The 13,559-nt window shown below is 58.5% G+C and carries 11 protein-coding genes; 6 read left to right on the top strand and 5 right to left on the bottom strand.

The features are described from left to right. Positions 1 to 61: 61 nt before the first annotated feature. Positions 62 to 973, bottom strand: coding sequence for a 5-dehydro-4-deoxyglucarate dehydratase (gene kdgD, locus ACYP2Q_RS19160; RefSeq protein WP_020796617.1), 912 nt, complete (start codon positions 971 to 973; stop codon positions 62 to 64). 401 nt (positions 974 to 1,374) lie between these two features. Here kdgD and ACYP2Q_RS19165 point away from each other — a divergent pair, with 401 nt between their 5' ends. Both ACYP2Q_RS19165 and ACYP2Q_RS19170 read left to right on the top strand, forming a co-directional pair. Further along, complete coding sequence (locus tag ACYP2Q_RS19165; RefSeq protein WP_459731978.1) at positions 1,375 to 1,731, top strand: hypothetical protein; 357 nt, start codon at positions 1,375 to 1,377, stop codon at positions 1,729 to 1,731. A 240-nt stretch (positions 1,732 to 1,971) separates the two neighbouring features. Continuing rightward, on the top strand, positions 1,972 to 2,295 hold the full coding sequence (locus tag ACYP2Q_RS19170; RefSeq protein WP_459731979.1) for a hypothetical protein: 324 nt from the start codon (positions 1,972 to 1,974) through the stop codon (positions 2,293 to 2,295). A gap of 129 nt (positions 2,296 to 2,424) precedes the next feature. On the opposite strand, the gene ACYP2Q_RS19175 is transcribed toward ACYP2Q_RS19170, so the two are convergent. The 4 genes from ACYP2Q_RS19175 to ACYP2Q_RS19190 all read right to left on the bottom strand — a co-directional run bounded on the left by ACYP2Q_RS19175 (position 2,425) and on the right by ACYP2Q_RS19190 (position 7,006). Further along, on the bottom strand, positions 2,425 to 3,174 hold the full coding sequence (locus ACYP2Q_RS19175) for a FadR/GntR family transcriptional regulator (RefSeq protein WP_459731980.1): 750 nt from the start codon (positions 3,172 to 3,174) through the stop codon (positions 2,425 to 2,427). Positions 3,175 to 3,365: 191 nt separating this feature from the next. After that, on the bottom strand, positions 3,366 to 5,093 hold the full coding sequence (locus tag ACYP2Q_RS19180) for an ABC transporter ATP-binding protein/permease (RefSeq protein WP_459731981.1): 1,728 nt from the start codon (positions 5,091 to 5,093) through the stop codon (positions 3,366 to 3,368). Between the two features lie 97 nt (positions 5,094 to 5,190). Beyond that, a complete protein-coding gene (locus ACYP2Q_RS19185) occupies positions 5,191 to 5,751 on the bottom strand; it encodes a response regulator transcription factor (protein WP_008057484.1) in 561 nt (186 codons plus the stop codon). Then, a complete protein-coding gene (locus ACYP2Q_RS19190; RefSeq protein WP_459731983.1) occupies positions 5,744 to 7,006 on the bottom strand; it encodes an ATP-binding protein in 1,263 nt (420 codons plus the stop codon). Before ACYP2Q_RS19190 ends, ACYP2Q_RS19185 begins: the two co-directional genes overlap by 8 nt. A gap of 230 nt (positions 7,007 to 7,236) precedes the next feature. Here ACYP2Q_RS19190 and ACYP2Q_RS19195 point away from each other — a divergent pair, with 230 nt between their 5' ends. The 4 genes from ACYP2Q_RS19195 (at position 7,237) to ACYP2Q_RS19210 (ending at position 13,555) form a co-directional block, all read left to right on the top strand. Beyond that, the gene (locus tag ACYP2Q_RS19195; RefSeq protein WP_459731984.1) at positions 7,237 to 7,953 is read left to right on the top strand and encodes an SIMPL domain-containing protein; all 717 of its coding nucleotides are present in this window, start codon (positions 7,237 to 7,239) and stop codon (positions 7,951 to 7,953) included. A gap of 472 nt (positions 7,954 to 8,425) precedes the next feature. Then, on the top strand, positions 8,426 to 10,051 hold the full coding sequence (locus ACYP2Q_RS19200) for an ABC transporter substrate-binding protein (RefSeq protein ID WP_459731985.1): 1,626 nt from the start codon (positions 8,426 to 8,428) through the stop codon (positions 10,049 to 10,051). Positions 10,052 to 10,346: 295 nt separating this feature from the next. Further along, positions 10,347 to 11,948 (top strand): ABC transporter substrate-binding protein, encoded by a 1,602-nt coding sequence (locus tag ACYP2Q_RS19205; RefSeq protein WP_459731986.1) that lies wholly within the window; start codon positions 10,347 to 10,349, stop codon positions 11,946 to 11,948. Positions 11,949 to 12,121: 173 nt separating this feature from the next. Further along, positions 12,122 to 13,555, top strand: coding sequence for an OprD family porin (locus ACYP2Q_RS19210; RefSeq protein WP_459731987.1), 1,434 nt, complete (start codon positions 12,122 to 12,124; stop codon positions 13,553 to 13,555). Positions 13,556 to 13,559: the final 4 nt, after the last annotated feature.

Below are 13,559 nucleotides of genomic sequence, written 5' to 3' on the forward strand. Positions count from 1 at the left end.
TTTAAGATCTCCTCACGCAAAAGGCCGCTGATCGCTCAGCGGCCTTACTAAATCGGATGTGTTACTGCGCACCCTGCTTGTCGATCAGCGCGGCGAGCATTTCGTACTCTTCGCCGGTCAGGTCGGTCAGCGGTGCACGCACAGGACCTGCGTCATAGCCGGCAATCTTTGCCCCGGCCTTGACGATGCTCACGGCGTAACCGGCCTTGCGGTTACGAATGTCGAGGTATGGCAGGAAGAAGTCATCGATGATCTTGCCAACGGTGGCGTGATCTTCGCGAGCGATCGCGTGGTAGAAGTCCATTGCTGTTTTCGGGATGAAGTTGAACACCGCCGAGGAGTAAACCGGTACGCCCAGGGCCTTGTAGGCCGCGGCGTAGACTTCGGCGGTCGGCAACCCACCCAGGTAGCTGAAGCGATCACCGAGACGGCGACGGATCGACACCATCAACTCGATATCGCCCAGGCCATCCTTGTAGCCGATCAGGTTCGGGCAGCGCTCGGCCAGGCGTTCCAGCAGCGGCGCATTCAGGCGGCAGACGTTACGGTTGTAGACCACCACGCCGATGTTGACGGATTTGCACACGGCTTCAACGTGGGCGGCAACGCCGTCCTGGCTGGCTTCGGTCAGGTAGTGCGGCAGCAGCAAAAGGCCTTTGGCGCCCAGGCGCTCGGCTTCCTGGGCGTATTCGATGGCTTGACGGGTCGAACCGCCCACGCCAGCCAGGATTGGCACGCTGGTGGCGCAGGTGTCGACGGCAGTCTTGATGATTTCCGAGTATTCGCTGGCCGCCAGAGAGAAGAACTCACCGGTGCCGCCTGCGGCGAACAGAGCCGAGGCGCCGTATGGGGCCAGCCATTCCAGACGCTTGATGTAGCCAGCGCGATTGAAGTCGCCCTGGGCATTGAAATCGGTAACCGGGAAAGACAGCAGACCGGAAGAGAGGATGGACTTCAGTTCTTGTGGATTCATTATTCGAACACCCTGGGTAGCGACGTTGTGTGTGAGAAAACCGTTCAGCCTTCGCCGAAGTTGTAAGTCATCGTACAACCAAAAAAACAACCGTCAACTGCATTTCATCGCCGCGGGTTAAATTTGTTCGATAGATGAGATGTGAGGCCCTGTTTTAAGGCTTCTGCTGCGAGAGTGAACGATATGGCGCTACAACCAAGGCGTCTTCAGGAGATACGTTGTCCTAGGAATTCGAAAAAAGCGACCTGGCAGGCACGGAGAAGTCAGGCACCAGGACCACTCGTCGAAACTGTTATTTTTTACAGTTACGTCGGACCTCAAGCGGCGCGATAAGGCTTTTGTGAATTTGGGCTTCGCCCGGGAATCACTACGACTAAATCGACGCTTGAAGGAGATGCAACATGGAGCTTCCAGCCCCCAGTATCAAAGGATTTACCAGTGCCATATCGCTGTCGAAGCTGAAGGACCCGGTGGACCTCAGCATTCCGAATGAAGCTGACATTCCAGTGATGAATGATGTCTATGCAATTCTGGGAAAAAATCCAGAAACCCCGGATTGGTGCGGCGCCAAGGTTCAGGCGGGACAATGGAACGACGAAATTGAAGACATAGAAAGAGTGCGGAACCTGAGCGTAACTGTCCCCAAGAAAGAACTGGAGAAGCACTTGAACGAATCAGTGACCCTGCGCTATCAAACCAGTGGGGAGTCGGGCTTGGTGACCAGCTCGGTTCAACTCGACGTGCGTATTGAACCCTGACTCCCAGGCATACCCTTTTGGTTTCAACCCCACTGCGCCTCAGCCTCTTCAGGGGCATGGCGCAACCCGGCCTGGCCTTTCTCGGTTATTGGCTGTGACGGTCAGTGCTCTCGCATTGATGGTGCTCATATCGCATGAGCCACCTGTCGATACTGTCATTTATGACAGTATCGCCATTGTGGAGCGCGTTGCAATGTGGGCAGGGGCAAAATCGCCCTCCCACACAAAAGGAAATTGATCATGCCAGCAAATATTCCCACTCCGCGCTTGACCAATCGTGTAGGTGAGCCTCTCCCTGGCAACATGATTTCCGTGGCAAAAGAAAGTGCAGGGGTGGATATCAGAGTATCCACAGCCAGCTTGGCAAAAGGCACGATAGTAATTGCATATTTCGCGTTAGTAGCTTCGTGGACTCAATCAAAAACGGTTGAAGTACAGGGAGAAGACCTGATTTTCACCGTTGAACACGCAGCGTATAAACTCCACGCAGGCAAAGAGGCTACGATCAAATGCAAATACAACGAGGTTCCCTCACTTGAGCTAAAGGCACCGATTGTCGCCTGATTCATCCTCTTTTGAATTTGACTGGATGGTGGGAACCACCGGGAAGTTACCCGAAAAAAACGTATTGGGTGACGGCAACGTCGAACGCGTCGATTACCTGACGGTACGGGTAGAGGATCCAGAATTGCCCTAAACCCGCTGCGCCTCAGCCTCTTCATGGGCATGGCGCAACCGCTCACGGCTGTTGGTCAGGTGCAAGCGCATGGCCGCACGCGCCGCGTCGGAGTCCTGGCGGGCGATGGCGTCGTAGATCTCCTCGTGCTCACGGCTCAGGCGATTCATGTAGTGCTGCTGATCGTCATGGGCCAGGCGCGCGGAATTCAGGCGGGTGCGCGGAATGATGCTGGTGCCCAGGTGAGTCATGATGTCGGTGAAATAGCGGTTGCCGGTCGCCAGGGCAATCTGCAGGTGGAACTGGAAGTCCGAGGCCACGGCATCGCTGGCGTGGGAAACGCTTTCATTCAGTGCATCCAGCGCCGCCCTCATTAAACCAAGCTGCTCGGGGCTGCGACGTTGTGCGGCAAGGCCGGCGGATTCCACTTCAAGGCTGATGCGCAGTTCCAGAATCGCCAGCACGTCACGCAGGGTGACCACGGTCGCCGGGTCGATGCGAAAGCCGCTCGGGCTCGGGGTATCGAGCACGAAGGTACCGATGCCGTGACGGGTTTCCACCTGCCCCGCGGCCTGCAAACGGGAAATCGCTTCACGCACCACCGTGCGGCTGACGCCATGGGCATCCATGATCGCCGACTCGGTGGGCAACTTGTCGCCACGCTTGAGGTGACCGTCGCGGATCTGCTCGGACAGCACCGTCACCAGTTCCTGAGCGAGGCTGCGGCGCTTGCGAGGGAGGCGTGGTGAGGCGTTCGGGTTTTCCATGGTGAACATCTGTCTCGAAAAATTCGGCTGCTGAAACCGCATCATAGCGCAACGCGGTTGTACGATCACCTACACCCCCATAGGAGCGAGCTTGCTCGCGATGGACGCATGGACGACGCGTGCTGTCTGATGCAGTGCGTTATCGTTGACGTCCATCGCGAGCAAGCTCGCTCCTACAGGGGGCGCGGTGTTCAGGCGGTCACGGCCTGGTTTACCAAATGGCCGTTTTCGATACGAACGTGTCGCGGGTGGAAACGCTTGAGGCTGCTGCGATGACCGACGCTGACGATACTCAGGCCCGGCAACTCATCGATCAACGCCTGGTACAGCGACGCCTCGTCTTCTTCATCCATCGCCGAAGTCGCTTCGTCCATGTACAGCCATTGCGGCGCATAAAGCAGCGCCCGCGCAAAGGCCAGGCGTTGCTGCTCGCCCGGCGACAGCATGCGCTGCCAGTGATTGGCTTCGTCGAGGCGCGCCACCAGATGCGGCAAACGACAGGTTTCCAGAACATGCACGTAGCGCTCGTTCGGGTAGGTATCGCCGGCCTGTGGATAACTCAGCGCTTCACGCAACGTGCCAATTGGCAAGTACGGTTTTTGCGGCAAAAACAGATATCGCGCCGCTGGCAGGCGAATACTGCCGTGTCCAGCAGGCCACAGGTGCCCCATCGCCCGCAGCAAGGTCGATTTGCCGCTGCCGGAACGACCGCTGAGCATGACACGCTCGCCCTCCTCCACCGTCATGTCGCCACTGGTCAGCAGGTGACGACCGTCGGCCAGGTCGAGGCCGAGGTTGTGCACCTTCAAGGCTGAGCCTGAGTTCTGTACGTCAATGGCTGGCGCCCGTTGCTCGTTATCGGTCATGGCCTGACGGAAACTGAGCAGACGATCGCAGGTAGCGCGCCACGAGGCGAGGCTCTGGTATGCGGTGATAAACCAGCTGAAGCTGTCCTGGACATTGCCGAACGCCGAGCTGATCTGCATCAGTTCACCGAGTTCGATCTTGCCGGCGAGGTAACGCGGCGCGGCCACCATGAAGGGGAAGATGATGGCGGCCTGCTCGTAACCGGAAGTGAAGAAGGTCAGGCGCTTGGACACCTTCATGATGTCCCAGAAGTTGTGCCAGACCATCGAGAAACGATGGGTCAAGCGGCGGTTCTCATTAGGTTCGCCGTTGTACAGCGCGATGCTTTCGGCATTTTCGCGAATCCGTACCATGGAAAAACGCAGGTCGGCTTCGAAGCGTTGCTGCCGGTTGTTCAGGCCGATCAAGCGGCGACCGATCATATGCGTCAGCCAGCTGCCCACGACGGCGTAGACCAGTACACACCAGAACATGTAGCCGGGAATGGTCACACCGAATACTTCGATGCTGCCCGACACCCCCCAGAGGATGATCGAGAACGACACCAGGCTGACGATGTTACGCAGCAGGCCAATACCCAGGCTCAAGGTGTCGGAGGTGAAATTGTTGAGGTCTTCGGAAATCCGCTGGTCCGGGTTATCGGTGTAACCGCCCTGCTCCAGCTGGTAGTAATTCTTGTTGCCCAGCCAACGGTTGAAATGCTTTTCGGTGAGCCACGCCCGCCAGCGGATCGTCAGCATCTGCGTCAGGTAGAGCCGGTACACCGCACCGACAATCGCCACCGCCGCAATCGCGCAGAAATACAGGATCAGGCGCCAGAAAGCCTCCTCGTCCTTTTGTTGCAGGGCGTTGTAGAAATCCTTGTACCAGGTGTTGAACCATACCGAGATCCCCACGCTCATCAGCGACAGCGCGATCACGGCGATCAGCAAGGTCCAGGCCTTGGCCTTTTCTTCGCTCTGCCAATAAGGCGTGATCATTGCCCAGACTTTTCGGAAAAAATGCCCGCGCACAGCATCATTGACCGCGCAATATTCAGCGTTCTGATTCATGGATAAGGCTCGATAAGGAAAAGTACATGCACGAACCGATCATAGATGATCGGTTCGGTTTGTCGCGAGGAGCGGCCCGCATTCGTTCAGCGCTGGTTCAGCGACGAACGGGACGCTTCTGCAGTTTGCGCTGCAGCGTGCGGCGGTGCATGCCCAGGGCCCGGGCGGTGGCAGAGATGTTGCCTTCGTGCTCGGTCAACACGCGCTGGATATGTTCCCACTGCAGGCGATCCACGGACATCGGGTTTTCCGGCACCAGGCTGTCCAGATCGGCGTGTTCGGACAGCAGCGCGGCCAGCACGTCGTCGGCGTCGGCCGGTTTGCACAGGTAGTTGCAGGCGCCCCGCTTGATCGCCTCCACGGCGGTAGCGATGCTCGAATAGCCGGTGAGGATCACCACGCGCATTTCCGGGTCCATTTCCAGCAACTTGGGCAGCAGCACCAGGCCCGAATCGCCATCCATTTTCAGGTCCAGCGCGGCATAGTCCGGCAGATCCGCCTGGGCGATGGTCAGCCCTTCTTCGGCGGAACCTGCGGTGCTGACGCGAAAGCCACGGCGCGCCATGGCGCGCGCCATCACCCGGGTAAAGGTCGCGTCGTCATCGACCAACAGCAAATGCGGCAGTTCTTCGCCTTCGACTTGGATTTCGTCACTCATGTTCGTCTCCTCGAGCGCCATGGGGCAGGCGCAGCTCGGTGAGCGTGCCGCCTTCCTCATGACTGTAGAGTTTCACTGAGCCGCCGGCGCGTGTCACGCTGGCCTTGCTCAAAAACAGGCCCAGGCCGAAACCTTTGCCCTTGGTGGTAAAAAATGGCTTGCCGATCTGCTCGGCAATGGCCAGCGGCACACCGGCACCGTGGTCGCGAATGCTGATGGTCAAGTCCTCGGCATTCCAGTCCAGGGTCACTTGCAGCCCTTCGGGACAGGCGTCCGCCGCGTTGTTGAGCAAATTCAGCAACGCCTGGGTCAGGTCGGGCGGCGGCGCCATGCGCGGCACCGTACCCTGGCCCAGGCGCTGGAAGCGATAACTGGCTTCCGGACGCATCAGGTGCCAGCGATTGAGCGCTTCGTCGAGCCAGTCGGTGACGTCCTGCATCTGCACGGCCAGCCGGCGATTGGCCTCAGCCGCCCGAACCAGCTGCTGCAAAGTCTCTTTGCACAACTTGACCTGATCCTGCAGGACCTTGAGGTCATCCTGCAGCATCGGGTCAGGATGATCCTGTTGCATCTCCTTGAGCAATACGCTCATGGTCGCCAGCGGCGTGCCCAATTCATGGGCCGCGCCCGCCGCCTGGGTGGCGACGGCCAACAGTTGCTGGTCGCGCAGGCCTTCTTCCCGGCGAATGGCCCGCAGCTCTTCCTGGCGACGCAGCTCTTCGGCCATGCGCGCTGCGAAGAACGTGATCACTGCCGCCGCCAGGGCGAAGCTCAGCCACATCCCGTACACCTGCAGGTTTTCCCGGGCGATCGGGAAAGTTTGCAGCGGGTAGAAGCGCGCCAGCAGCAAGGTGTACATGGTCAGGGCGATGCCCGACAGAATCACCGAGTAACGCCATGGCAAGGTCACTGCCGCGATGGTCAACGGCACCAGGTAATAAGAAACGAACGGGTTGGTCGAGCCACCCGAGAAATACAGCAGCGCACTGTGGATAAACAGGTCGCAGGCCAGTTGCACCGCGTATTCGAGCTCGGTGACCGGCCATGTGGTGCGCAGCCGGATGGCCGTGAATGCACACAGCAGCATCGAGCAGCCGAGGGTCGCGGCCAATTGGAACCAGGGCAATGGCAGCAGTTCGAGCCAGTAAGCCAAACCCACGGAACCGGCTTGAGCGGCCAAGACCAGGGTGCGGATGAACGTCAGTCGCCAGAGGTTCTGACGCGTGGCGGAAGTGATTTGAACGGGGGCGAGCATGAGCTCTCCTGATGAGCGCTCCAGGCGGATCGACGGGAGTATAACCAAGCGCGGGGGCCGGCAGGCGAAAGTGCGGCAAAAGGACACAGTGAAACAGCGACAGGTTTAAAGCTGCAAACATCTGGTAATAAGCTTGCAGCCTGCAGCTTGAAACTTGCCGCTGCTCCATAGAGTCTGATGGTTTCACGCAGGTACGCACCATCAACCTGCGCACCCACCCAGGAGCCTTCATGCACACATTCCGCCGCAGCGCCGCCCTCCTCGCCCTGAGTGCTGGCACCCTCGCCGCCCTCCCGGCCATGGCCGCCGACGAGCTTCATTACAACCAGATTTCCCTGCGCGCCGAAGTCAGCGAGGAAGTGGCTCGCGACCTGATGATCGTGACCCTCTACACCGAAGACCAGAACACCGACCCGGCCAAACTCGCCGCCGACGTCAGCACCACCATGAACAAGGCCCTGGCCCAGGCCAAGCAAGTCAAGGACATCACCCTACGCCAGGGCAGCCGCAACAGCTACCCGATCTACGACGCCAAGGGCCAGAAAATCACCGGCTGGCGTGAGCGTGCCGAACTGCGCCTGGAAAGCCCGGACTTCGCGGCCCTGTCGAAGCTGACCGGCGAACTGCTCGGCGACCTGAAAATGGGCGGCATGGATTTCGCCATCGCCACCCCCACCCGCAAGGCCAGCGAAGACGCCCTGCTGAAGGAGGCCGTGACAGCCTTCAAGGCCCGCGCCCAACTGGCGACTGACGCCCTGGGGGGCAAGGGTTACAAAATCGTCAATCTGAACTTCAACAGCAATGGCTACCCGCAACCATACATGCGCGCCCCGATGATGATGAAAGCAGCCAGCATGGACGCAGCTCCGGTGACCCCGGAAGTGGAAGCCGGCACCAGCCAGGTCAGCATGACGGCCGATGGCTCGATTGAAGTGCTGATGCCCTGATTCGTAACCGGAAAACAATAAACGGCGATCATTGAAACGATCGCCGTTTTTTTTGCTGGCCGTTTGCGAGCATGAGCTATAAATGAATACGCATACCGACGAAAAGCCGAGGACTTCAACAGGTGCAACCGATGTATTGGCTGGTCGGGTTGCAACAATAACCACTCTTATTCACGCCATACCCACCCCACGATCAGGGGTATATATAAGTAACACCCCGCCCTTGCCGGGAGCATCCAGAACCGAGGACGCACCGTTTAAGTGCGTCGATTGCACCTGAAAATCGCCGCGCAAACGGTCAAATGCGTCAAGTTTTATACAAATGCGACATTAAGGTACGTTCGTGCCACTGTTTAACGCCTGTAGTCGCTCTGGATCTTGCATTGGGTATGGCCCCTGCATAAGTATCCGCAGGCACGACTCACGAGGTCGTCCTCAAAATCAAAAAATGACAACAAATCATGAGGCCACCATGCTTAAACAAGCGGTCATTCCGTTTTTATTAGGTGCCAGCTTGCTAGCTAGCGCACCGTTCGCCCAAGCTGCGACTAACCTGGTGTTCTGCTCCGAAGGGAGCCCGGCCGGATTCGATCCAGGTCAATACACCACCGGAACCGACTTCGACGCCTCTGCCGAAACCATGTTCAACCGCTTGACCCAGTTCGAGCGCGGCGGCACCGCCGTTATTCCTGGCCTGGCAACCAGCTGGGACGTCTCCGATGACGGCCTGACCTACACCTTCCACCTTCGTGAAGGCGTGAAGTTCCACACCACCCCGTATTTCAAGCCGACTCGTGAGTTCAATGCGGACGACGTGCTGTTCACCTTCAATCGCATGATTAACAAGGATGACCCGTTCCGCAAAGCGTACCCGACTGAATTCCCATACTTCACCGACATGGGGATGGACACCAACATCACCAAGATCGATAAAGTCGACGACAAAACCGTCAAGTTCACCCTGAAAGACGTCGATGCCGCGTTCATCCAGAACATGGCCATGAGCTTTGCCTCGATCCAGTCCGCCGAGTACGCAGCTCAGCTGCTGAAGGAAGGCAAGGCCGCCGACATCAACCAGAAGCCGGTCGGCACCGGTCCGTTCGTGTTCAAGAGCTACCAGAAAGACTCCAACATCCGCTACACCGGGAACAAGGACTACTGGAAACCTGAAGACGTCAAGATCGACAACCTGATCTTCGCCATCACCACCGACCCGTCGGTACGCATCCAGAAGCTGAAGAAAAACGAGTGCCAGGTCACCCTGTTCCCTCGTCCGGCCGACCTGAAGGCGCTGCGCGAAGACAAGACCTTGAAGCTGCCTGACCAGGCTGGTTTCAACCTGGGCTACATCGCCTACAACGTGATGGACAAGGTCAAGGGTAGCAACGAGCCAAACCCGTTGGCCCAACTGAAAGTGCGCCAGGCACTGGACATGGCGGTCAACAAGCAACAGATCATCGACTCCGTGTACCAGGGCGCCGGCCAACTGGCCGTCAACGCCATGCCACCGACCCAGTGGTCCTACGACACCACCATCAAGGATGCGCCGTACAACCCTGAGAAAGCCAAGGAGCTGCTCAAGGAAGCCGGCGTGAAGGAAGGCACCGAAATCGTTCTGTGGGCGATGCCGGTCCAGCGTCCGTACAACCCGAACGCCAAGCTGATGGCAGAAATGCTGCAGTCCGACTGGGCGAAGGTCGGCCTCAAGGTCAAGATCCAGAGCTACGAGTGGGGCGAGTACATCAAGCGCTCCAAGGGCGGCGAGAACCAGGCGATGCTGATTGGCTGGAGCGGTGACAATGGTGATCCCGACAACTGGCTGAACGTGCTGTTCGGCTGCGACTCGCTGGAAGGCAACAACTTCTCCAAGTGGTGCTATAAGCCGTTTGACGACATCGTCAAGCAAGCCAAGCGCACCTCGGACCAAGGCAAGCGCACCGAACTGTACAAACAGGCGCAACACATCCTGAAAGACCAGACTCCAATGACACCTATCGCTCACTCGACGGTGTTCCAACCCATGCGCGCCAATGTGCAGGACTTCAAGATCAGCCCGTTTGGCTTGAACTCCTTCTACGGCGTTAGCGTCAGCAAATAAGGTTCGGTAACGGCGACGTTTCTTGACGTCGCCGTTAACTGTATCGACCGATAAAGCAGGAATCCGCCTACCTCCAAATCATCTGCTGTCTACAGCAGAGCATTAGGACGCGTCGTCTTTTCCTACGAGTCTTTAGGACTCTTCGTATTTACTGCCGGACCCGCGATTCATACCGTCGGGTTCCGACCAGCTCATGCGTGGGTTTTCGGTTTTGCTGCACGTCATGGCTTGAGACCGGTGGGACCTCCCTTTACCCGGAGTTCTCATTGTCAAACACTGAACAAGAGAGAGCGTCATGCGCCATACCTTGGTTTTATCCGCTTTGCTGGGCACAGGCCTGTTGGCCGCCACGTCCACGAGCCAGGCTGCCTCCAATAGCCTGGTGTTCTGTTCCGAAGGCAGCCCCGCCGGCTTCGACACCGCGCAATACACCACCGCGACCGATAACGACGCCGCCGAACCGCTGTACAACCGCCTGGCAGAGTTCGAAAAAGGCTCGACCAATGTCGTACCGGGCCTGGCCACCAGTTGGGATATTTCCGAGGACGGCCTCAAGTACACCTTTCACCTGCGTCCAGGGGTGAAATTCCACACGACCAAGTACTTCACGCCGACCCGCGATCTCAATGCTGACGACGTGCTGTTCACCTTCAATCGCATGCTCGATCCGCAGCAACCGTTCCGTAAGGCCTACCCGACAGAATTCCCCTATTTCAACGGGATGAGCCTGAACAAGAATATCGCCAAGGTCGAAAAGACCGGGCCACTGACCGTGGTCATGACGCTCAACAGCGTGGACGCCGCGTTCATCCAGAACATCGCCATGAGCTTCGCCGCGATTCTCTCCGCCGAGTACGCCGACAAGCTGCTGGCCGAAGGCAAGCCGAGCGACATCAACCAGAAACCGATCGGTACCGGGCCGTTCGTGTTCAAGAGTTACCAGAAAGACTCGAACATCCGTTACACCGGCAACCAGCACTACTGGGACCCGAGCCGGGTCAAGCTCGACAACCTGATTTTCGCCATCAACACCGACGCCTCGGTACGCGTGCAGAAGCTCAAGGCCAACGAGTGCCAGATCACCTTGCACCCGCGCCCCGCCGACGTGACCGCACTGAAGAATGACCCAAAGCTGCAGTTGATCGAGAAGCCCGGCTTCAACCTGGGCTACATTGCCTACAACGTGCGGCACAAGCCGTTCGACCAGCTCGAAGTGCGCCAGGCGTTGGACATGGCGGTGAACAAGCAAAGCATTCTCAACGCCGTTTACCAGGGCGCAGGGCAACTGGCGGTCAACGCCATGCCGCCGACCCAGTGGTCCTACGATGAAAGCATCAAGGACGCCGCCTACAACCCGGAAAAAGCCAAGGAACTGCTCAAGGCTGCCGGCGTCAAGGAAGGCACCGAAATCACCCTGTGGGCCATGCCCGTGCAGCGCCCCTACAACCCCAACGCCAAGTTGATGGCCGAAATGCTCCAGGCTGACTGGGCGAAGATCGGCCTCAAGGTCAAGATCGTCAGCTACGAATGGGGCGAGTACATCAAGCGCACCAAGAATGGCGAGCACGACATCAGCCTGATTGGCTGGACCGGTGACAACGGTGACCCGGACAACTGGCTCGGCACGCTGTACAGCTGCGACGCCATTGGCGGCAACAACTACTCCATGTGGTGTGATCCGGCTTACGACAAGCTGATCAAGCAGGCCAAGGTCGTGACCGACCGCGACCAGCGCACCGTGCTTTACAAACAGGCGCAGCAGTACCTCAAGCAGCAGGTACCGATCACGCCAGTCGCCCACTCGACGGTCAACCAGCCGTTGAGCGCCAAAGTCGAAGGGTTCAAGGTCAGCCCCTTCGGGCGCAACGTGTTCTCGGGTGTCGGCATCGAAAAATAAAACCGTGTAGCTGAAAACGCTGGGGGCGCATTGCGCCTCCACGCAAGCGTATTGCCGTAATTCGCCATTCTGGTCCACAGCAAACGTTTGCGATGTGTGCAAGTGTTCCAAAGCAAATAGCCGGATCACCAAAAAAGACCGGCATTAATAATAGAAAGTAAGGAGCTTCACCCATGAAACTGAGCAGCACCGCGATACTGGCCTTGGCCATAAGCAGCGTAACCGCCACGGCGTACGCTGAAACCCAGAGCCAGGCATATACCCCGGTTACCCTGAATGAAAAAAGCGCCCAGAGCGAAGCCACCGGCTTCCTTGAAGGCCAGTCGATCAGCGGCACGACCCGTAACTGGTACGCCAACGAACAACTGAAGCGCGGCGCCAAGTTCGCCTACAAGAAAGACGGCGTTTCGACCCCGACTGACCGCCGTATCAACTGGGTCCAGGGCACGATCGTCAAGTACAACTCGGGCTTCACCGAAGGCGCTCTCGGTTTCAGCACTGAAGTCGCGGCCTACAACGCCATCGCCCTGGACCAGGACCGCAAAGACCTGGCGTCCAACAATGGCGGCGCACCGGGCACTCGCCCAGGCGCGGGCAACAACCGTACCCTGACCGAAGAAGGCGGCGACGCCGTTGGCCAGTGGAGCAAGCTGGGCCTGGCCAACGTCAAGGCGCGTATTTCCAACACCACCCTGACCGCCGGTCGCCAGAACTTCAGCAGCCCGATGGTCGACGTCATCGGTAACCGTGCGCTGCCTTCGAGCTTCCAGGGTGTGGCGATTCACAGCGAAGAGCTGAACAACCTGCAATTCGACCTGGCCACCTTCGATCGCAACTCTCCGCGTACCGAAGAAAGCCAGCGTAAATTCCGCACCGAATACGCCAACGGCATCGTTGAAACCGATCACGTCTACACCGGCGGCATCACCTACACCCCGTTCGCCAGCCTGACCACCAGCCTCTGGGCCACCCAGGCCGAAGACATCTGGAACCAGTACTACTTCGGCGCCACCCACGTACTGGGCGACAGCCAGGTACTGAGCCTGACCACGGGCCTGAACTACTACAAGACCCAGGAAGAAGGCAAAGCGCTGATCGGCGACATCGACAACGACACCTACTCCCTGTCGTTCGGCCTGACCCACCAGGCGCACACCCTGACCTTCTCGTACCAGGAAGTGAACGGTAACGAGTACTTCGACTACCTGCACGAAACCAATGGCATCTACCTGGCCAACTCCCTGCTGTCGGACTTCAACGGTCCGAACGAGAAGTCCTTCCAGATCGCCTACGGCCTGAACATGGCCGAGTACGGCGTGCCAGGCCTCAAGTTCAACATCTACCAGGCTCGCGGCTGGGGCATCGACGGTACCCACTACACCGGCAACAAGGGCGTGGCGGACAAAGGCTACGACGGTATCCAGTCGCAAGACGGCGAGCACCACTACGAATACGGCATCGGCGCGACCTACGCGGTACAGAGCGGCCCACTCAAGGCCACCACTATCCGTGGTACCTACACTGCTCACCGCGCCAGCGAAAACCAGGCTGATGGCAGCATCAACGAGTTCCGTCTGGTGACCACGGTTCCGTTCAATATCCTGTAATGCA

This window comes from Pseudomonas sp. MHK4, from assembly GCF_054600775.1.

Coding starts and splice junctions, on each gene's coding strand:
- kdgD (WP_020796617.1), bottom strand. CDS start 973: ATGAATCCACAAGAACTGAAGTCCATCCTCTCTTCCGGTCTGCTGTCT.
- ACYP2Q_RS19165 (WP_459731978.1), top strand. CDS start 1,375: ATGGAGCTTCCAGCCCCCAGTATCAAAGGATTTACCAGTGCCATATCG.
- ACYP2Q_RS19170 (WP_459731979.1), top strand. CDS start 1,972: ATGCCAGCAAATATTCCCACTCCGCGCTTGACCAATCGTGTAGGTGAG.
- ACYP2Q_RS19175 (WP_459731980.1), bottom strand. CDS start 3,174: ATGGAAAACCCGAACGCCTCACCACGCCTCCCTCGCAAGCGCCGCAGC.
- ACYP2Q_RS19180 (WP_459731981.1), bottom strand. CDS start 5,093: ATGAATCAGAACGCTGAATATTGCGCGGTCAATGATGCTGTGCGCGGG.
- ACYP2Q_RS19185 (WP_008057484.1), bottom strand. CDS start 5,751: ATGAGTGACGAAATCCAAGTCGAAGGCGAAGAACTGCCGCATTTGCTG.
- ACYP2Q_RS19190 (WP_459731983.1), bottom strand. CDS start 7,006: ATGCTCGCCCCCGTTCAAATCACTTCCGCCACGCGTCAGAACCTCTGG.
- ACYP2Q_RS19195 (WP_459731984.1), top strand. CDS start 7,237: ATGCACACATTCCGCCGCAGCGCCGCCCTCCTCGCCCTGAGTGCTGGC.
- ACYP2Q_RS19200 (WP_459731985.1), top strand. CDS start 8,426: ATGCTTAAACAAGCGGTCATTCCGTTTTTATTAGGTGCCAGCTTGCTA.
- ACYP2Q_RS19205 (WP_459731986.1), top strand. CDS start 10,347: ATGCGCCATACCTTGGTTTTATCCGCTTTGCTGGGCACAGGCCTGTTG.
- ACYP2Q_RS19210 (WP_459731987.1), top strand. CDS start 12,122: ATGAAACTGAGCAGCACCGCGATACTGGCCTTGGCCATAAGCAGCGTA.